15 protein-coding genes and 1 tRNA gene are annotated in these 20,215 nt (G+C 34.1%); 8 read left to right on the top strand and 8 right to left on the bottom strand.

Annotation, left to right across the window (positions count from 1 at the left end; genetic code table 11):
* Window positions 1-30: 30 nt before the first annotated feature.
* Together nusA and rimP are read right to left on the bottom strand one after the other, a co-directional pair.
* Window positions 31-1,284 (bottom strand): transcription termination factor NusA, encoded by a 1,254-nt coding sequence (gene nusA / locus BXU11_RS03415; RefSeq protein ID WP_024980386.1) that lies wholly within the window; start codon window positions 1,282-1,284, stop codon window positions 31-33.
* Between the two features lie 13 nt (window positions 1,285-1,297).
* Window positions 1,298-1,762 (bottom strand): ribosome assembly cofactor RimP, encoded by a 465-nt coding sequence (gene rimP, locus BXU11_RS03410; RefSeq protein ID WP_078211014.1) that lies wholly within the window; start codon window positions 1,760-1,762, stop codon window positions 1,298-1,300.
* Window positions 1,763-1,949: 187 nt separating this feature from the next.
* Between rimP and BXU11_RS03405 the strand changes: the two genes are divergently transcribed.
* A complete protein-coding gene (locus BXU11_RS03405) occupies window positions 1,950-2,774 on the top strand; it encodes a universal stress protein (RefSeq protein ID WP_078211013.1) in 825 nt (274 codons plus the stop codon).
* A 226-nt stretch (window positions 2,775-3,000) separates the two neighbouring features.
* Here the strand turns inward: BXU11_RS03405 and BXU11_RS03400 are convergent, their stop codons facing one another.
* Both BXU11_RS03400 and BXU11_RS03395 read right to left on the bottom strand, forming a co-directional pair.
* On the bottom strand, window positions 3,001-5,019 hold the full coding sequence (locus tag BXU11_RS03400; RefSeq protein ID WP_223253660.1) for a BCCT family transporter: 2,019 nt from the start codon (window positions 5,017-5,019) through the stop codon (window positions 3,001-3,003).
* 311 nt (window positions 5,020-5,330) lie between these two features.
* Window positions 5,331-5,401 (bottom strand) — tRNA-Gln (locus tag BXU11_RS03395).
* Between the two features lie 240 nt (window positions 5,402-5,641).
* On the opposite strand from BXU11_RS03395, the gene BXU11_RS03390 reads away from it, so the two are divergent.
* Entirely contained in the window at window positions 5,642-8,923 is a 3,282-nt protein-coding gene (locus tag BXU11_RS03390; protein ID WP_078211012.1) for a DUF2723 domain-containing protein, read from the top strand.
* Between the two features lie 87 nt (window positions 8,924-9,010).
* On the top strand, window positions 9,011-9,652 hold the full coding sequence (locus tag BXU11_RS03385) for a polysaccharide deacetylase family protein (protein WP_024980381.1): 642 nt from the start codon (window positions 9,011-9,013) through the stop codon (window positions 9,650-9,652).
* A 50-nt stretch (window positions 9,653-9,702) separates the two neighbouring features.
* On the opposite strand, the gene BXU11_RS03380 is transcribed toward BXU11_RS03385, so the two are convergent.
* Window positions 9,703-9,999: a co-chaperone YbbN gene (locus BXU11_RS03380; protein WP_024980380.1), complete on the bottom strand. Its 297-nt coding sequence runs from the start codon at window positions 9,997-9,999 to the stop codon at window positions 9,703-9,705.
* A 69-nt stretch (window positions 10,000-10,068) separates the two neighbouring features.
* Window positions 10,069-11,304 (bottom strand): metallophosphoesterase, encoded by a 1,236-nt coding sequence (locus BXU11_RS03375; protein ID WP_024980379.1) that lies wholly within the window; start codon window positions 11,302-11,304, stop codon window positions 10,069-10,071.
* Between the two features lie 226 nt (window positions 11,305-11,530).
* Between BXU11_RS03375 and polA the strand changes: the two genes are divergently transcribed.
* Window positions 11,531-14,386 (top strand): DNA polymerase I, encoded by a 2,856-nt coding sequence (gene polA / locus BXU11_RS03370; protein ID WP_078211011.1) that lies wholly within the window; start codon window positions 11,531-11,533, stop codon window positions 14,384-14,386.
* A 56-nt stretch (window positions 14,387-14,442) separates the two neighbouring features.
* Here polA and BXU11_RS03365 read toward each other — a convergent pair whose 3' ends face one another.
* Window positions 14,443-15,468, bottom strand: coding sequence for a LacI family DNA-binding transcriptional regulator (locus BXU11_RS03365; protein WP_078211010.1), 1,026 nt, complete (start codon window positions 15,466-15,468; stop codon window positions 14,443-14,445).
* Window positions 15,469-15,799: 331 nt separating this feature from the next.
* Here BXU11_RS03365 and rplM point away from each other — a divergent pair, with 331 nt between their 5' ends.
* The 4 genes from rplM to tsf all read left to right on the top strand — a co-directional run bounded on the left by rplM (window position 15,800) and on the right by tsf (window position 18,528).
* Window positions 15,800-16,255: a 50S ribosomal protein L13 gene (rplM, locus tag BXU11_RS03360; RefSeq protein WP_024980377.1), complete on the top strand. Its 456-nt coding sequence runs from the start codon at window positions 15,800-15,802 to the stop codon at window positions 16,253-16,255.
* Window positions 16,255-16,641, top strand: a complete 387-nt coding sequence (gene rpsI, locus BXU11_RS03355; protein ID WP_024980376.1) for a 30S ribosomal protein S9 — start codon at window positions 16,255-16,257, stop codon at window positions 16,639-16,641. The genes rplM and rpsI overlap by 1 nt, the downstream gene beginning before the upstream one ends.
* A 174-nt stretch (window positions 16,642-16,815) precedes the next feature.
* Window positions 16,816-17,577 (top strand): 30S ribosomal protein S2, encoded by a 762-nt coding sequence (rpsB, locus tag BXU11_RS03350; protein WP_078211009.1) that lies wholly within the window; start codon window positions 16,816-16,818, stop codon window positions 17,575-17,577.
* 126 nt (window positions 17,578-17,703) lie between these two features.
* The gene (gene tsf, locus BXU11_RS03345) at window positions 17,704-18,528 is read left to right on the top strand and encodes a translation elongation factor Ts (protein ID WP_024980374.1); all 825 of its coding nucleotides are present in this window, start codon (window positions 17,704-17,706) and stop codon (window positions 18,526-18,528) included.
* Window positions 18,529-18,785: 257 nt separating this feature from the next.
* Here the strand turns inward: tsf and BXU11_RS03340 are convergent, their stop codons facing one another.
* Window positions 18,786-20,033, bottom strand: coding sequence for an MFS transporter (locus BXU11_RS03340; RefSeq protein WP_024980373.1), 1,248 nt, complete (start codon window positions 20,031-20,033; stop codon window positions 18,786-18,788).
* Between the last annotated feature and the right edge of the window lie 182 nt (window positions 20,034-20,215).

Below are 20,215 nucleotides of genomic sequence, written 5' to 3'. Positions count from 1 at the left end.
TTTTTTGTTGTGTTGTTAGAAGAACATAGCTTAACTATCGAATTCTTCTTTCAAAATTCTCATTACATCTAGAATTGTTTCCTCTTCTAGGTCTGTTCTTCTAACTAAATCCTCTACTTCTTGACTTAGTATACTTTTTGCTGTATCTAAACCAATTTTCGCGAATTCTTCTATAACCCATTCTTCAATTTCATCTGAAAACTCAGTCAATTCAACATCGTCTTCATCTGCTGTTGCACCAGCGATGTCACCTTCACGAATTACATCTAATTCATATCCGGTTAACAAACCAGCTAGTTTAATATTATGTCCACCACGACCGATAGCTTTAGAAACTTCTTCTAATTTCAAAAACACTTCTGCACGTTTTGTTTCTTCATTTATTTTAATGGAAGATACTTTCGCTGGGCTCAATGCTCTTGTAATAAACAACTGTATGTTATTCGTATAATTAATAACATCAATATTCTCATTCCCCAACTCTCTTACAATACCATGAATTCTGGATCCTTTCATCCCAACACAGGCTCCTACTGGATCAATTCTATCATCATAGGTTTCTACAGCTACTTTAGCTTTCTCTCCCGGTATTCTCACTACGTTTTTAACCATAATTAAACCGTCAAAAACCTCAGGAATTTCTTGTTCAAACAATTTTTCTAAAAACTTCTCAGAAGTTCTAGACATAATAATTTGAGGTTTATTCCCTTTTAGCTCAACACTTTCAATGATACCACGAACATTATCGCCTTTTCTAAAGAAATCAGAAGGAATTTGCTTTTCTTTTGGTAAAACAATTTCATTTCCTTCATCATCCACCAAAATTACAACTCTTGGACGAACGTGATGCACTTCGGCAGTATAAATATCCCCAATAATATCTTTAAATTGTTTGTATAAATTGGTATTATCGTGTTCGTGAATTTTTGAGATTAAGTTTTGACGTAATGCTAAAATAGCTCTACGACCTAAATCAATCAATTTTACTTCTTCAGAAACTTCTTCTCCAATTTCGAAATCCGCTTCAATCTTACGAGCTTCTGTTAAAGTAATTTCTTCGTTTTCAAAATCCAAATCCTCATCTGCAACAATGACTCTTCTTCTCCAAATTTCCATATCCCCTTTATCAGGATTAATGATAATATCGAAGTTTTCATCTGAACCATATTTCTTTTTCAATGCATTTCTAAATACATCTTCTAAAATTGCCATAAGCGTTACACGATCAATAAGTTTATCATCTTTAAACTCTGAAAATGAATCGATTAATGCTAAATTTTCCATGCGAATTCTTTAATTAAAATGTTACTGTAACAATTGCTTCTTTAATATCTGCGTAAGGCAACTGAAGTTCTTTTTGAACCGTTTCCTTTCCTTTTCCTATTTTTTTTGGCTCTCTAGCTTCCCAAGACAAAATTATAAAAACATCTGTAGCTTCAACTAATTCTGCTTCAATAATTTCTGATGCTGTTTTAACAATTAATGTTCTCCCAACATTTTTTTTATATTGACGAACCATTTTTAACGGAGAACCTACTCCAACTGAGGCTACTTCCAACGAAAAATCTTGTTCTTCTCGATCAAGGTTATTTTCAATCGCTCTGCTAATATCGATGCAATCCTGCAAAGCCACACCATTATCCCCATCAAGAGATACCATTATTTTAAATGCGTCTGATATACTCAAATCAATTAGAAAAACTGAGGGCTTCTCTAACAGCGCCTCCTCAATCAATGCATTTACTTTTTCTTTAAATGTCATATTTTTATAACTATTTTATAAAAAGAGGGGACAATTGTCCCCTCATTACTTAACTTTTAATAAATAACTTTGCAAATATAGTGTTTTTTTACAAATCATTTTATTGGATTGCAGTAAAAAAAAATCTTATCTTTACTTCTTAGAATAATAGAACACATTTTCTTACAACCAAAACCCCAAACCCATCATGAAAAGGATTTTAGTACCTACAGATTTCTCAATTTATGCGGAAAACGCTTTAAAAGTAGCTGCACAACTAGCCAAAACGCATAATGCTGAAATCTTATTACTTCACATGTTAGAGCTCCCTAATCAAATGAGCGACGCTATCTCAAGCGGCAAAAGCATTCCTGAAGTAATGTTTTTTATCCAAAAAGCAAAAGAAACATTTGCTGAAATTTTTGAGCGTCCTTATCTTGACGGCATCGAGGTAACCGAATTTATTCAATTCGAAAAAGCTTTTGATGGCGTACTTAATTTTACCAAAAAGAACAATGTTGACCTAATTGTTATGGGATCACATGGCGCTTCTGGAGCAGAAGAAATCTTTATAGGATCCAATACAGAAAAAGTGGTGCGTCTTTCCGAAATTCCTGTCATTGTTATTAAAAAAGAAGAAACCGCATTCAATCCAAAACAAATTGTATTCGCTTCAGATTTTACAGAAACCGCCAAAGCACCTTTTAAAAAAATAAAAGAATTAGCCAACAAATGGGAAGCAAAAATCAACTTAGTAACCATCTGTACACCGAACAGCTTTAAAACAACTGGCACAACAACCGCAACCATGGAGGCTTTTGCAAAAGAATTCGAGTTAACCAATTTCGCTATTCACATTTACAACGAATCCAATATAGAAAAAGGTGTTTTGAATTTTGCCAATTCCATACAAGCCGATTTAATAAGCATTAGCACACACGGAAGAACCGGCCTTAGCCATTTCTTCAATGGAAGCATCACAGAAGACTTAGTCAACCACACTCAACTTCCAGTACTCACTATTAAGGCATAAAAAAACCAATAATAACTCCATAAAAAAAGGAACCCTCCTGTGATATACAAGAGGGTTCCTTTTTTTATTATTTGAAGCACAACTTTGATCTCAGCAAGATTGAATCCTCAGCAAGAAAAACTACAACATATCCATCGTCGGTTAAGTCGCAAACAAGTCTCAGTCAATACTTAAAAAAAACAACTATCAACTGTCATACGAAAGGATTTTTGAACAATAAAACTTGTCAAATTTTCAACAACAAATCCGTTGTATCTCCCGATCCTAAATTTAAAAAACGCTCATATTGCCTCAAAACATCCGCTATAATCTCATCTTTACTGAGATATTGAATATCGTATCCTCTTCTATTATCATCAAAATAAGTTACGGGAACAAAAACAGTTTCATGATCAATATCAGGTGCATTATCTTCCCTTCTTAATGCTGTAGATACTGTTAAAACTTGGGATTTTACTCCGTATTTAAAATTCTTTAATTTCTCGTACTCAATGACCAACTCAATGGCATGTATTGGAGATTTTTCTTCGGTTATAGTCGCTACAATATCGTTTTTTTGCAATTCGAGAACCATCTCTTCAAAAGCCTCTCGCACAGTTTGATTCAAAAAAGTTTTAATATCTTTTTTCTTTGAATAACTTAGAATTTTACGCAATCTTAGCTTCCAATGAACATCATTCCAATTATTACTGGCATGTGAATATTTTATCGATGAATACTGATCGTCAGCAAGCAAAGCTTTCCATAAACTAAAACACAACAAGAGCATTATTATTCCAAAAGGTAGCGCCATAACCAAAGTCATAGTCTGCAATGATGCAAGTCCTCCTGAACGCAACAGGCTAAGTGAAACAATTATCAGCAAAACACCCCAAAATACATTTTGCCATTTAGGCGCCACACCAACCCCACGAGAAGCAATACTATTCATTATATAAATTCCAGAATCAGCAGAGGTGATAAAAAAAACACAGATAATAACAATTGCCAAGACATTCAAAAAACCGCTTAAAGGGAAATAAGCAAAAAAATTAAACAAAAGAGTATTAGGATCCTTAGCAAATTCACTTATTGCACCATGAGCCACAAACTCATCTATCCAAACTGCACTGCTACCAAAAACAGTCATCCAAACAAAATTAAAAAGAGACGGTATAAGTAAAACAGCTATAATAAATTCACGAATGGATCGTCCTTTAGAAATTTTAGCAATAAAAAGACCAACATAAGGAGCCCAAGAAATCCACCAAGCCCAATACAAAATGGTCCAGTTAGAAAACCACGCTTGACTTTCTTTTTCATAAGCATATGTATTGAAAGTAAGCGAGGCAAAATGACTCACATAATGCCCTAGCCCTTCAGTAAAAGTGCTTAAAATATAGATCGTAGGCCCAAATATCAAAACAAATAACATTAATAAAGTAGCCAATATAATATTGATTTCGCTCATTATCTTCACGCCTTTTCCCAAACCTGAAAGCGCAGAAACAACCGCAACACCCATCACTAAAACCACAATTAACGCTTGATAACCAAAAGAAGTATCAGATATCACCCCTAAACTATGAAGCCCTGCACAAAGTTGCACCACTCCAAAACCAAGTGTTGTAGTAATCCCAAAGAAAGTACTACAAAGCCCAAATACATCTACAATGTCACCCAATCTGCCATTGATTTTGTCTTTTAGCACAGGATAAAAACCACTTCTAATCGCTAAAGGAAGATTGTATCGGTATGTAAAATAAGCCAAAGACAACCCAACAACCCCATAAATCGCCCAAGCATGGATACCCCAGTGAAAAAAAGTATACAATTGTGCCTCTTTAGCACGAAGATGAACATCCAAATCACCAATTGCTGGATTGGCATAATGCGCCATGGTTTCTGAAACCCCAAAATACATTAATCCAATTCCCATCCCAGCTGCAAAAAGCATCGACACCCAAGAAAAATAGGAATATTCAGGCTCACAATCGTCTGCACCGAGTTTTATTTTTCCAAATTTACTAATGGCCACAAATAAAAGAAACAACACAAAAACAGTTACCAACAAAACATAAAACCAACTTAGATTATCAAAAATAACTCCTTTAAAAACACCCAACATTGTTGCAGCTTGCTCTGAGAAAAAACCACAAAAAAGCGACAATAAAACAATCAAAAAAATACTTGGCAAAGCTACAGAGGCAGTGAAATTTGTCTTAATTTTCTCCAACAGATATAATAAGGTCATAGATTTATCCATAATTAAACAGTTTTATAGGCGTTTTTAAAATCAAACTAAACAATACTAAAGACAACTTCAACAATAGTATCTAATTAGGGTAGTTTATTGAAGACTTTTTTTAGAGAAAAGAAATATTATTCTTTACAACAAGAGGGATTATGATATTGTTCAACTAAAGCAAAACAAGATACTTAACAAGTTAAAACAAAAGTAAACGACTAAACAACAAGAAGTTGCAAAACAAGCTAATTCAAAAAAAAAAAAAAAAAAATTAACACAAAAAAACAAACCCCGTAAACATTATGTTTGCGGGGTTCTCAAAAAACTAGTTGGTCTACAAGGACTCGAACCTTGAAAGACTGCACCAAAAACAGTTGTGTTACCATTACACCATAGACCAGTTTTGTTGTTGTTTTGCGAGTGCAAATGTAACACTAATTTTAAGTTCTGCAAACTTTTTAGCCGATTTTATTCAAAAAAAACGAATATTTATTTTCGAAAACCTAGCAAAATAGCACTACTCGCTAATTTTCAATGTATTATGTTTTACAAATACTTTTATAGAAAATACTGTTAATGCTTGTCGCTTTCCACAAAAAAACATTTTCTTTGTATTTGAAATCAAAATCTTTAAAAATTCATGGATAAGACCTCATTTAACTTTAATAAATGGAATACAATCATAGGTTGGTTAACATTTGGAATTGCTTTAATTACCTACACACTTACCGTAGAGCCCACAATGAGTTTTTGGGATTGTGGAGAATACATTGCAACAGCCGCTAAACTAGAAGTTGGCCACCCTCCTGGAGCACCTTTGTATCAAATGATGGGTGCTTTTTTTGCCATGTTTGCTACTGGTAATGAAAACATTGCTTATATGGTTAATATGATGTCTGTTTTTTCAAGCGCTTTTACCATTCTATTCATGTTTTGGTCAAGCTCCATGATTTTGCGAAAAATTATTGGTCGTGTAGCCGAAATCAATACTAATAATGATATAGTTATTCTTGGAAGTTCATTTGTTGGCGCCCTTGCCTATACTTTTTCTGATAGTTTTTGGTACAATGCTGTAGAAGCCGAAGTTTACGCCATGGCCTCATTATTAATTGCATTACTCTTTTGGCTTGGTCTACGTTGGGAACAAGAAATGGATACGCCAAAGGGCAACAAATGGCTGTTGATTATTTCCTTAGTAACCGGACTCTCTTTTGGAGTACACTTCATGGCTTTATTAACGATTCCAGCCATTGGTTTTTTATACTTCTTTAAACATTACGAAAAAGTGACTATAAAAAACTTCATCATTGCTAATGTTGTAGTAATATCAATACTCCTTTTTATTTTCAAATTATTGCTACCGCTTACCATGGCTTTCTTTGGAAAAACAGAAGTATTTATGGTGAATTCTTTGGGACTTCCCTTTGATTCGGGAACCATTTTTGTGGCTTTATTATTTGGTCTCTTCTTTTATTTCGGATTGCAATACACTCACAAAAAAGGGCTGGTTTTTTACAACACCATAATTCTTTGCATTTTATTTATTTTAATTGGTTTTTCAACTTGGATGATGTTACCCATTAGAGCCAATGCCAATGTTGTTATTAACGAAAATAAGCCCTCGGATGCTAGAGAGGTTTTGGCTTATTACAACAGAGAACAATATGGTGCTAGTCCATTATTCTACGGAGCACAATATACCGAAGCTTTTGCAGGATTAGACCCAAACAACCCTTATTTGGACAAAGCACCAAATTTTGAGAGAGATTACAAAACAGGTAAATACGTTATTGTTAACAACTATAAAAATGCAGAACAAAATAGTGACGATGCTCATAAAACTATTTTGCCTCGTATGAGAAGTACCGATCACATCGAAAATTACATCAATTTCACCAACCCACCAGCTTTTCGTTTAAATCCTAACTATCCTTACGAAGAAGACCTGATGCAATATGGCATTGACCCAAGCCAACTCAGTGAGGAAGATTTAAATAAAGCAACCGCTCAAGTTCGAAATGAAATTGAAAAAATTGTCTCAGAATTCAAAATGGCTTATGCTCAAAAACAAATTGACAATAGTGGTTACATTAAATTCTTAAAAAGCTACGGCGATTATTTAATCATTGAAAAACCAACTACATTTGACAATATTTCCTTCATGTTTGAGTACCAATTTGGCTATATGTATTGGAGATACTTGATGTGGAATTTTGTAGGCAGACAAAACGACATTCAAGGAAAATATGACAATCTTGACGGAAATTGGATTAGCGGTATTCCGTTTATGGATTCATTCCGTTTGGCATCACAAGAAAATTTGCCCGCCGATGTTTTAAACAACAAAGGTAGAAACACCTATTACTTTTTACCTTTTATCCTAGGCTTAATTGGACTAATGTTCCACGCCTCTAGAGACCGAAAAAGTTTTTACGTCTTGCTAGTATTGTTTTTATTTACTGGTTTAGCCCTTAAAATATACCTGAATGAACGACCATTTGAACCAAGAGAACGTGATTACGCATTAGTAGGATCCTTTTATGTTTTTGCCATTTGGATTGGATTTGGTGTTTATGCCCTATACGAGAGCTTACAAAAATATTTGGCACCAAAAATAGCAGGCCCGGTTTTAATTGCTGCTAGTTTATTAGCAGCTCCAATATTGATGGCTTCTCAAAACTGGGACGATCATGATCGTTCTAACAAATACACCGCTGTAGCCATGGCCAAAGCGTATTTGAATTCTTGTGACAAAAATGCCATTCTATTTACCATTGGCGACAACGACACCTTTCCCCTTTGGTATGCTCAAGAAATAGAAAAAGTACGTACTGATATCCGAATTGTAAACACAAGTTTGTTCATGACCGATTGGTATATTGACCAAATGAAACGCAAAGCATACGAATCTGAGCCATTACCTATTTCCTTTAATCACGATGATTACGTGGGAGACAAATTGGATTACACCGCCCATATTCCAAAAACCGAAACTAGATGGGATGTAAAAGACATGATTACCTTCATCAAACACCCAAAATCTCTGGTTGAAATGCAAAATGGACAATCCATACATTTTTACCCTACCAACAAAATTCGATTGACAGTAAACAAGGAAAACATCATCAAAAACAAAGTCGTTTCTCCTAAGCAATACGACTCTATCGTTCCGTATATCGACATCGACATGAAAGGCCGTGCTTTATACAAAAATCGTCTGATGATGCTCGACTTAATTGCCAACAACAATTGGAAAAGACCAATTTACTTTAGCGGTGGCGCCTACGACGATGAAGATTTTCTTTGGATGAAAGATTATCTACAACTTGACGGAATGACTTACAAGCTAGTTCCTATTCGCACCAAAACCGCCAAAGATAGCAGCCCTCTTGACATGGGAGGCATTGACAGCGACAAAATGTATGGTAACGTCATGAAATGGGACTGGGGGAATAGCGAAAGTCTTTCCATTTACCACGATCCAGAAACCAGAAAAAACAGTATCACCTACCGCTCTTACTTGTCCAGATTGATGAACCAGTTAATTGCAGAAGGCAAGAATGACATGGCTAAAAACATTATTGAATTAGCTTTAACTAAAATGCCTTTGGACCAATTTGGCTATTACTCCTTGGTAGAGCCATTTGCAAAAGGATACTATGACCTTAATGAAAAAACAAAAGCCCAAGATTTGTTATCAAAATTAATCTTGAAATACCAAGACAACCTAAAGTATTATGCCTCGTTGAACCCATCAGATCAATCTAGCATAGCCATTGACATCATTACTGATATTGAGCGGTACAGAAGCTTATTGACTGTAATGCAAGAAAGTGGAGACCTCGCATTTTACAACAAAAACAAAGTAGCTTTCAATACATATATCAACATTTTTGAACGATTTGGAAGAGACAAAGAATAACATCAATACATAACAATTTTATCAATGTAGCATAATCCAATTATGCTACATTTTTTTTATTTTTAATTGAAATAAAAACCAAAGCCCATGTCATTCTACTGGATCAAAACCAATAGTATTATCAAAAAATACTTTTCTAACTATATTTGGGATCTACCCAACAAAAAGAATACGATCTACCTTACATTTGATGACGGTCCAACATCCGAAGTAACAGAATGGGTAGTACAACTATTGAAAGAAGAAAAGATCAAAGCCACTTTTTTTTGTATTGGTAAAAACATAGTGACACAACCCGAAATTTTCAAAAAAATACTTTCAGAAGGACATCATATAGGAAATCACACGCACAATCATTTGAATGGGTGGAAAAATGATATTGAATCGTATTTAGAAAATTGTAGCCTTTGTGAAAGTACCATTGCAGCTACCTCTAATTTAAAACCTAAACTATTCAGGCCTCCCTACGGAAGAATAAAAAAAGAGCAAGCCAAAAAAATAAAAGAACTAGGATACAAAATCATTATGTGGGACGTTTTGAGTGCCGATTTTGACACTGCTATTTCTCCACAAAAATGCTTAGACAATGTTATTTCCAATACAAAATCAGGAAGTATTATTGTATTTCACGACAGTCAAAAAGCTGCCCTTAATTTAAAATTTGCCTTACCAAAAGCTATCAAACATCTTAAGCAAAAAGGATTTGTGTTTGAAACTATTCCAAGTTAGTTTCAAACACAAATCCTTTTCATTAACGCTATAAAAGTTGACTATAAAATCTAAATTTGCTCTTGAACTAATCCTATAATTGTGTTTGCATCAAGTTCCCCTGATTGTCTCCACATCATAACTCCATCTTTGTAAATCATCAAAGTGGGTAATCCTTTTATTCTTAGCACTTCAGCCAATTCTTGGTTTTTGTCAACATCAATCCGAATTACCTTGGCTTTATCACCAAGAGCTGCAGCCACGTCTTTAATTACTGGATGCATCGAAACTGAAGATTCGTTCCAATCTGTGTAAAAATCTATTAACACAGGAACTTGAGCATTTATAAGTTCTCCAAATTTTGACATAAACCAAAATGTTTAATTTATAATATTTTAAAAGAGATATTACACTGCAAATATAGCATTTTAAACTAATTACGCTCTATTTGCCCCTTTTTTTAGTTGAATAACAGTTATTTCAGGCATAATTCCAACTCTTCCCGGATAGGCATGAAAGCCAAAACCGCGGTTAACATAAACATATCGCCCTAGGTTTTCATATAAGCCAGCCCATTGTTTATAAACGTATTGCGCCAAACTCCATTTAAAATAGCCTGGAATTTCAATACCAAACTGCATTCCATGTGTATGCCCTGATAAGGTAAGTTGATAATGTTTTTCATCATGCTGTACTACATGCTCCCAATGACTTGGATCGTGACTCATCAAAATTTTAAAATCTTCTTTGATTAAACCCGCAGCCGCTTTGTTTAAATCTCCAGCTTGCTTGAAATTATGGCCCCAATTTTCTACTCCCACCAAAGCTATTTTTTGGCCTTCTTTTTCAATAAACGTATGTTCATTTAGTAAAAGAGTAAAACCTATTTGTCCGTACAATTGTTTGATAGCTTCAAAATTAGCAGCTTTTTCTTCCTTGGTTTTCCAAGTAACATACTCACCATAATCGTGATTGCCAAGTACCGCATATTTCCCAAAAGGATGTTTTTCGATTTTGTTAAAAGTAGCAATCCAAGGATGCATCTCCTTGGCATGAGTATTCACGATATCACCAGTAAACAATATCAAATCCGTTTTTTGTTGATTGATCAAATCGATTGCGTAATCAATTTTATCTGGATTATCAAAACTACCACTATGCACATCCGAAATTTGTGTAATAGTAAATCCGTCAAAAACATCAGGTAAATCAGGAAAAAAAATAGCCTGTTTGATAACTTTATAGTTGTATCGTCCTTCAAAAATACCATAAATCAAAGAAAGGAAAGGAATAGCGGCTAATCCTAACCCCATTTGACTTACAAATTTTCTTCGAGAAGGCAAAAAAGCAGATTCTTTATTATAGTCAACAAAAAAGTTGATTGCCCCCATCAAAACCCGATACACGTCTTCCCCTAACAAAATAAGGGTAATTACAATTTTGGGCACATACACCAACAACAACAATCCCATTGTACGAAGACTTGCTTGAGTTTGCCCTACGGAACGATCAAATTGAGTCAATCCGTAAACAATATACAGCAGTAACACCAAGCTTAACAGGGCATAAATCCAAAGAAAGGTTTTGTTTTTTACTATTGTTTTGAAAGCTTGAAAAGCATAAGTTTCGAAAAGCGCTATAACCAATAAAAAAATCAGTAAACGAAAAATCATGTTGTTTTAATTTACCACAAATTAACAAATAAAGGTAGCGCAATGCATCGCTATTTATTTTTTTTAACTTATGTTTTTGAAAAATGCCATACATACTACTTTTAGTCTGCACTTAGCATACAATTGAATCTCTATTTTCAAGCAGAAAGTAGAGATTGAAGTACTGCAATGAACAAAATCAAATTGCTTTGTTTATTTTTACCCTTTCAAATTTTAGATTAAAAATATGTCAACTCAAAAACGCCTTTTCCTCCTAGATGCTTATGCCTTGATTTTTCGTGGCTACTATGCTTTTATCAAAAATCCTAGAATCAACTCCAAAGGCATGGACACCTCGGCCATTATGGGATTTATGAACTCCTTGATGGACGTTATCCGAAGAGAAAAACCCGATCACTTGGCAGTAGCTTTTGATAAAGGAGGTAGTGATTATCGCTATGAAATGTATCAAGAATATAAAGCCCATCGTGACGAAACTCCCGAAGCGATAAATATTGCAGTTCCCTATATTCAGGAGTTATTGAAAGCGATGCATATTCCAATTATTGAAAAAGCAGGTTTTGAGGCCGATGACCTTATTGGTACCTTAGCCAAACAAGCCGAAAAAGAAGGCTACCAAGTATTTATGGTTACACCTGATAAGGATTTTGCACAATTGGTCTCTGAAAATATTTTCATGTACAAACCCGCTCGAATGGGGAATGACATTGAAATTTGGGGAATTCCAGAGGTCTTGGCTAAATTTGAAATTGAACGACCAGAACAAGTAATAGACTTTTTGGGAATGATGGGAGATGCTGCGGATAATATTCCAGGACTACCTGGAGTTGGCGAAAAAACCGCTAAGAAATTCTTGTCCGAATATGGCACCTTAGAAAACTTGTTGGCTAATACGCATCAACTTAAAGGCGCCATGAAAACCAAAATTGAAGCCAACAAGGAATTAGGTATTTTGTCTAAAAAACTAGCCACTATCCTACTCGATTGTCCTGTTACTTTTGATGCCAACGATTATGAATTATCCAAACCAGATGTAGAAAAAACAGATGCTTTGTTTCAAGAATTGGAATTCCGTCAAATGAAAACACAATTCGATAAACTCTTTGGAACAGGAAAAGAATATGACGAAATAGATGGAGATGGAAATGAAACGAATCCAGTCGCTTCAAAAAAGACAGCATCAAAAAAGACCGCTGAAAACCAAATGGATTTGTTTGGATTCTCTGATGATGAGAATAGCAACGAAAATGGTTTAAATAAGTTTTACCAAACACTCGAAGACACTCCTCATTTCTACCAAATCATTCAAGGAGATTTTCCAGTAAAATTATTACTTCAAAATTTATTACAACAAACTTCCGTATGCTTTGACACTGAAACGACAGGAATCGATGCTTTGAATGCCGAGCTTGTTGGTTTGTCTTTTTCATGGGAGAAAGGCAAAGGATTTTACGTTCCTTTTCCCGAAAATCAAGAAGAAGCTCAGGATTTAATTGAAAAATTCATTCCTTTTTTCAATAATGAAACCATTGAGAAAATTGGTCAAAACATGAAATATGATTTGAAAATTCTATCCAATTATAATATTCAAGTCAAAGGAAAACTGTTTGATACCATGATTGCGCATTATTTGATTAATCCAGATATGCGACACAATATGGATATTTTATCTGAAACCTATCTAAAATACAGCCCGAAATCTATCGAAACTTTAATTGGCAAAAAAGGAAAGAACCAATTATCGATGCGTCAAGTAGAATTGGAGGCTATTAAAGAATACGCCACCGAGGATGCTGACATCACCTTACAATTGAAGGAGCATTTTCAACCTATTTTAGAAAAAGTGGGTACCAAAAAATTATTTGATGATATTGAAATTCCATTAGTACAAGTATTGGCTGATATGGAAAAAGAAGGCATCAATTTGGATGTTGATTTCCTAAAAAAGATGTCGATTGACATGCAAAAAGAGATTGATGCTTTCGAACAACAAATATATGAAACAGCAGGTGAGAAATTTAATTTGGCATCCCCAAAACAGCTAGGTGATATATTATTCGATAAGCTCAAAATTGGCGGAACGAAACAAAAGAAAACCAAAACAGGACAATATGCTACTGGTGAAGAAGTTTTATCTTACTTAGCCAATGAACACCAAATTGTTCGTGATATACTGGAATGGCGCCAAATGGTAAAACTGCAAAGTACCTATATTGATGCCTTACCCAATCAAGTAGACAAAAAAACAGGACGAGTGCATACCGATTATATGCAAACTGTGGCAGCAACTGGTCGTTTGAGTTCTAATAATCCTAACCTGCAAAACATTCCTATTCGTACTGAAAGAGGACGACAAATCAGAAAAGCATTTATCGCACGTGATGAAAACTACACTTTACTTTCTGCGGATTATTCTCAGATAGAATTGCGCATTATCGCCGCTTTGTGTGGGGATGAAAATATGATTAAAGCCTTTCAAAACAAAGAAGACATCCATAAAAGTACGGCCGCCAAAGTTTTCAATGTTCCTTTAGAAGAAGTAACCAAAGAACAACGTAGTCATGCTAAAACCGTCAACTTCGGAATTATCTATGGTGTATCGGCTTTTGGATTAAGCAATCAAACCAATTTATCTAGAAAAGAAAGTGCCGATTTGATTGAAGCCTATTACAAAACCTATCCAAGATTAAAATCATTCATACAAGAACAGGTAGATTTTGCAAGAGAAAACGGCTATGTAGAAACCATTTCGGGCAGAAGACGTTATTTAAAAGACATCAATTCTGCCAACGCTATTGTTCGTGGAGGGGCAGAACGAAACGCTGTCAATGCGCCAATACAAGGTTCCGCAGCCGATATCATTAAAATTGCTATGATTAATATTCATAAAAAACTCACTGATGAAAATTGGCAATCCAAAATGTTATTACAAGTTCATGATGAATTGGTTTTTGATGTTCACCACTCTGAACTCGAAAAAATAGAACCCATGATCAAACACGAAATGGAAAACGCCTTCAAAATGGCAGTTCCATTGGATGTTGAAATCGGATTAGGTAAAAATTGGCTGGAAGCGCATTAGAATAAAAAAGGCTCGCAACAAAATAGTTACGAGCCTTTTTTCTATGTTTTTAAAATTTATTTTAAACGAGTAGATTCTCTTTCTTTCAATTTAGTATTAATTACTTTGGTTTGATATGGTAAATGCTCTTCTTTAGATTCTAGACGATCAATTAATAATTGAGCAGCTACTTCACCAATTTCAACACCATGCTGACTTACTGTGGTCAAGCTTGGAGACAAACGTCTTGAAGCCAAAATTCCATCAGCAAAACCAATAATTTTAAGATCTTCTGGAATGCGTAATCCTTTCTTTAAACCAAATTTCAAGGCCGCTACCGAATCATCTTCTGCCAAAGCAAAAACACCATCAATAGTATTATTAGCATATAAAGATTCTACTTTTTCATTCAAACCTTTACTTGTATCTGTTCTGATGATAATCTTATCATTCACAACAATATTATTATTTTTAAGGGCTTGCAAATACCCTTCGTAGCGTAATTTACCGATACTTAAATTATCGATAGTAGAAATCAAGGCTATATTTTTACAACCAGCATCAATAAGGAATTGAGTAGAATCAACACCTGCTTCAAAGTCATCCACAATAACCTTATCACAATCAAATTCATCAGTAGTTCTGTCAAATAAAACTATAGGTGTACCTTCACTAATAATTTCTTTAAAATGATTGTATTCGTGTTTCTTTTGTGCTTCTTCCGAAATAGATAATACAAAACCATCAATAGTTCCGTTACTTAACATCTCAAGCGTGTGCGCTTCTTTATCAAGTGATTCATTAGAGATACACATAATAACATTATATCCTTTTTTATCTGCTACTTTTTCAATACCACTGAATACTTTAGCAAAAAAAGAATTTAAAATATTGGGAATAATCACTCCAATTGTTTTTGTTTTTCTGTTTTTAAGATTTAAGCCAATAACATTAGGCTTATAATTTTTCAATTTAGCGTATTCTTTGATTTTGATCTTAGTTTGCTCACTAATTTCTGGACTATCGTTAAGTGCTTTTGAAACAGTAGAAACAGAAACATTTAATTCTTTTGCAATTTGTTTTAGCGTTGCTTTAGCTTTCATAGAATGAGAAATTAATTGAATAAATTACCAATAACTGGAATTGACACGAAAATATTAAATAAAAACATTAAAAAGCGAAGATAATCATAATTTCTAAAATTTCTACTACATAAAAGCAAGAGTTATGCTAAATTTACATTTTTACTACTATGATTTAAATTCATAATCTTCAAACTCAAAAGTAATTCTACTTACAAAAAAAACACTGAATTGATAATCAGCACGAAACACAGTGAAAAATAATCATTTAACCTATTTGCATTTAAAATAATTAATTGTACTTTTGCACTCCCTTTATTGGGGATGGAATGTTTAATTAAAAATTATTATTGTGAACGCATTAAGCTACAAGACAATTTCAGCAACAAAAGCCAATTCTACAAAAGAATGGATTGTTGTGGATGCTGACGGTCATAACTTAGGACGTCTTGCTTCTAAAGTCGCTATGATTTTAAGAGGAAAGTACAAACCAAGTTACACACCACACGTGGACTGTGGAGATAACGTAATTGTTATCAACGCAGAAAAAATTAACCTTACAGGAAACAAAATGGATGACAAAATTTACATGCGTCATACAGGTTACCCAGGAGGACAAAGAACTTTAACTGCTAAAGTATTACAATCTAAAAACCCAGCGTTATTAGTTGAGAAAGCAGTAAAAGGGATGTTACCTAAAAACAAATTAGGAGCAGAACTTTTCAGAAATTTAAATGTTGTTGTAGGAGCTGAGCACAAACAAGGCGCTCAAAAACCTAGAACTGTTAACCTAAACGATCTTAAGTAATGGGAGTTATTCACAAAATCGGTAGAAGAAAAACGGCTGTTGCACGTGTTTATGTTTCAGAAGGAACAGGAGTAATCACTGTAAACAAAAAAGAATTCGCAACTTACTTCCCAACTGCTACTTTACAGTACAAAGTAATGCAACCAATGTCTATGACAGAAAATGCATCTAACTTTGACGTAAAAGTAAACGTTTATGGAGGTGGTGTAACTGGTCAAGCAGAAGCTGTAAGAATGGCAATCGCTCGTGCAATGTGCGAAGTAAATGCTGAAAACAGAGGTGTATTGAAACCAGAAGGTTTATTAACAAGAGACCCAAGAATGGTTGAACGTAAGAAATTCGGTCAGAAGAAAGCTCGTAAGAGATTCCAATTCTCTAAACGTTAATATTGCCTGTCTTGTTTTATTCAAACAAGACTTAATAGAATTATTTATTCAATTAAAAACAATGTTGTTATTGTCCCGATGCGTCGGGAGATTAGTTTAGCATCTAAATGTATGAAGCCGATTCATCGCCATTCCTACATTGCTATAATCAACAGAACGTAAACTAGTACAAAAATGTCAAACAAAGTAGAAGTAAAAGAATTACTAGAAGCAGGTGTTCATTTCGGACACATGACTAGAAAATGGGATCCAAATATGGCTCCTTACATTTATATGGAGCGTAATGGAATCCACATTATCAATCTATATAAAACTGCAGCTAAAATTGAAGAAGCTAACGAAGCTTTGAAAAAAATTGCTGCATCAGGTAGAAAAATATTATTTGTTGCTACCAAAAAACAAGCAAAAGATATCGTAGCTGAAAAAGCAAAAGCTGCAAACATGCCTTACATCACTGAAAGATGGCCTGGTGGAATGCTAACAAACTTTGTTACCATCCGTAAAGCGGTTAAAAAAATGTCTTCTATCGACAAGATGAAAAAAGACGGAACTTTTAACACACTTTCTAAAAAAGAGCGTTTGCAAGTAGATCGTCTTCGTGCTAAATTAGAGAAAAACTTAGGTTCAATCGCTGATATGTCTAGACTACCTGCAGCATTGTTCGTAGTAGATATCAAAGCGGAACACATCGCAATAAAAGAAGCTCAAAAATTAAACATTCCAGTTTTTGCAATGGTTGATACTAACTCTGATCCACGTGAAGTAGATTATGTTATCCCTGCAAATGATGATGCTTCTAAATCAATTGACAAAATTTTATCTTTAGTTTCTGCAGCTGTAATCGAAGGCCTTTCTGATAGAGGTACTGAGAAAGAAGTAGAAGCTGCTCCTGCTACCGAAGAAGTAGCTCCTGAAGCTCCAGCAACTGAAGAATAAATCTAATTTTAAATTCCAAATTTTAAATTCCAAATTCCAAAATCAGCTATTTAACAATCTGATAAAGTTGGAATTTGGGATTTGAAGGTTGGAATTTTTACTTTTAACATTAAAACACCTTATATTATGGCAACAATTACTGCTGCAGACGTAAATAAATTAAGAACAATCACAGGTGCAGGTATGATGGACTGCAAAAAAGCCTTGGTTGAAGCAGAAGGAGATTTTGATTTAGCAATCGAAAACCTACGTAAAAAAGGACAAAAAGTAGCCGCTAACCGTTCTGATAGAGAATCTACAGAAGGCGCTGTTATCGCTGTTGTAAATGCTGAAAAAACTGCTGGAGTTGTAGTTTCATTAAACTGTGAAACTGACTTCGTAGGTAAAAACGAATCTTTCGTAAAATTAGCACAAGATTTAGCTGCTTTAGGTTTGAACTTCAACACTAAAGAAGAATTATTGGCTGCTGACTACAACGGAATTACTGTTGCTGAAAAATTAATTGAGCAAACAGGAGTTATTGGAGAAAAAATCGAAATTGGTGCTTTCGAAAGATTAGAAGGTGCTTTTATCGGTTCTTACATCCACGCTGGTAACAAAATTGCTACTTTAACTGCATTATCTAAAAACATTGAAGGTGCTGATGAAGTTGCTAAAAACATTTCTATGCAAGCTGCTGCAATGGCGCCAATCGCTCTTAATGAAGATGGTGTTGATGCTGATACTATCGCTAAAGAAATTGAAATCGCTAAAGACCTTTTGCGTCAAGAAGGTAAACCAGAAGCTATGTTAGACAATATCGCTAAAGGTAAATTAGCTCGTTTCTTCAAAGACAACACTTTAGTAAACCAAGACTACATTAAAGACAACAAATTAAGCGTTGCTGCTTATGCTAAATCTTTAGACAAAGATCTTATCGTAACTGGTTTCAAAAGAGCTGCTCTAGGATAATTAAAATATTGATTTTACTTCTTGTAATTTCAAACAAAAGTCCCAACTTCAATTGAAGTTGGGACTTTTTTAATTGATGGCTTGCGCAAAATTGCAAAGTTGTACAACGCAACATAACATTAATGACGTAAAATAGACACTTGTTTTTGACCAGAACTAAAAGACTGATGCAAGCTAAAAGAAATATTATCATAAAAAAACAGCAGTAAACTAAATTACTACTGTTTTAATTAAAATTTAGTAAAGTACTCTATTACTTATTTCTGAATATGACTATCATTCTCTACAGGAATCATCGTCGCTTTACTTAACGCTTCTTTCTCCACCATAGCAAACAATTTGAAAACCAACAAAGAACCTACAACTCCAAGAATCGACATTACGATCCAGTTGGTTTCATAACCAGAATTTTGTATGATTTGCATTCCTGTTTTGGCACTCAAAATATGTGCAAAACTATAACTCATAGTAAAAGCAGCCATGTATTTACCTTCTCTCTGCTCATATGCTCTATCCATAGCAAACGAATTAGCGAATGGAAACGTCAACATTACACCACAAGTCATGAAAAGCATCATTGGGATCAACATTCCTTCCCATTGGTAAAGCAAGAATAAGAAACTGGTAGCCATCAACACCAAACCAATAAATATCACCCTATGATTGTTTATTTTATTTCTACTAACATAATTTACAATTGGCAGCTCAAACAACAGAATCAACAATCCATTTAAGCTTAACAGCAATCCACTATCAAACTCTGACATATTAAATTGCTCTTTGTGATACAAAGGCAAAGTAGTAAATATTTGAAAAAACAAAATTCCCGTGATCAAACAAATCACCAAATGAAGCATAAACGGCTTGTCCTTCATCACTGAAATATTCTGAGGTTTCAAACCGTCAGCGACTGTTCTTACTGGCAATTGTCTTTCTTTGACAAATAAAACAAAAACGATAATTGCCAAGATACAAGTAGCACCATCGGCATAAAAAATAAATTCGTAACCCGATTGCATAATAATTAAACCTCCCAAAACTGGACCAAAAAGAAACCCAAGATTTACAGCTGCTCTAGTCAAGGAATAAGCACTAGCACGATTTTCTTTTGTAGTGAACGTTTTGAGACAAACCAACATAGCAGGGCGAAACATATCAGCAATTGTAGTCAGTACTAAAATCCCGACACACATTTCTTCGAATGTTTTAGCATAATGCAGTAAAATGAAAATAATCCCACTGGCAAACAAACTAAAAACCATTACTTTGTAAAAACCAATCTTATCGGAAAGCTTTCCGCTTAACCATGTTCCAATAATAGAACCTATTCCGAAAAAAACCATAACCCAACCAATTTGGCTGTATGAAAACTCAAGGTTTTCTTTCATGTACTTCGACAAAAACGGAATAACCATTGTACCCGCTCTATTGATAAATGTTATTAATGTAAGAATCCAAATTTCTTTTGGAAAATTTTTAAAATTGTTTAGGTAGTTCTTTATCATAATTTATTTTTTTTGGGGCAAAAAATTAATTTTAGTGAAGCAAAAATAGATTTTTTTTCGACCATGACAATAAAGAAATGTTAAATAAACTTAACAATAGTAAAAAACATTTAATTTTTTTTAATAGATAAAAAACGGCAAAAAAAATATTGTCTTTTTTATTTTTTAGTATAGATTTGCAT

It is taken from the genome of Flavobacterium sp. LM5 (assembly GCF_002017945.1).
In the GTDB taxonomy this organism is placed as follows: Bacteria; Bacteroidota; Bacteroidia; order Flavobacteriales; family Flavobacteriaceae; genus Flavobacterium; species Flavobacterium succinicans.
Note: the sequence above shows the minus strand (reverse complement) of the source record. Positions and strands in the feature narration are given on the sequence as shown.

What these genes read in the sequence shown, in the direction of transcription:
- nusA (WP_024980386.1), bottom strand. Translation starts at nt 1,284, where the DNA reads ATGGAAAATTTAGCATTAATCGATTCATTTTCAGAGTTTAAAGATGAT.
- rimP (WP_078211014.1), bottom strand. Translation starts at nt 1,762, where the DNA reads ATGACATTTAAAGAAAAAGTAAATGCATTGATTGAGGAGGCGCTGTTA.
- BXU11_RS03405 (WP_078211013.1), top strand. Translation starts at nt 1,950, where the DNA reads ATGAAAAGGATTTTAGTACCTACAGATTTCTCAATTTATGCGGAAAAC.
- BXU11_RS03400 (WP_223253660.1), bottom strand. Translation starts at nt 5,019, where the DNA reads ATGGATAAATCTATGACCTTATTATATCTGTTGGAGAAAATTAAGACA.
- BXU11_RS03390 (WP_078211012.1), top strand. Translation starts at nt 5,642, where the DNA reads ATGGATAAGACCTCATTTAACTTTAATAAATGGAATACAATCATAGGT.
- BXU11_RS03385 (WP_024980381.1), top strand. Translation starts at nt 9,011, where the DNA reads ATGTCATTCTACTGGATCAAAACCAATAGTATTATCAAAAAATACTTT.
- BXU11_RS03380 (WP_024980380.1), bottom strand. Translation starts at nt 9,999, where the DNA reads ATGTCAAAATTTGGAGAACTTATAAATGCTCAAGTTCCTGTGTTAATA.
- BXU11_RS03375 (WP_024980379.1), bottom strand. Translation starts at nt 11,304, where the DNA reads ATGATTTTTCGTTTACTGATTTTTTTATTGGTTATAGCGCTTTTCGAA.
- polA (WP_078211011.1), top strand. Translation starts at nt 11,531, where the DNA reads ATGTCAACTCAAAAACGCCTTTTCCTCCTAGATGCTTATGCCTTGATT.
- BXU11_RS03365 (WP_078211010.1), bottom strand. Translation starts at nt 15,468, where the DNA reads ATGAAAGCTAAAGCAACGCTAAAACAAATTGCAAAAGAATTAAATGTT.
- rpsI (WP_024980376.1), top strand. Translation starts at nt 16,255, where the DNA reads ATGGGAGTTATTCACAAAATCGGTAGAAGAAAAACGGCTGTTGCACGT.
- rpsB (WP_078211009.1), top strand. Translation starts at nt 16,816, where the DNA reads ATGTCAAACAAAGTAGAAGTAAAAGAATTACTAGAAGCAGGTGTTCAT.
- tsf (WP_024980374.1), top strand. Translation starts at nt 17,704, where the DNA reads ATGGCAACAATTACTGCTGCAGACGTAAATAAATTAAGAACAATCACA.
- BXU11_RS03340 (WP_024980373.1), bottom strand. Translation starts at nt 20,033, where the DNA reads ATGATAAAGAACTACCTAAACAATTTTAAAAATTTTCCAAAAGAAATT.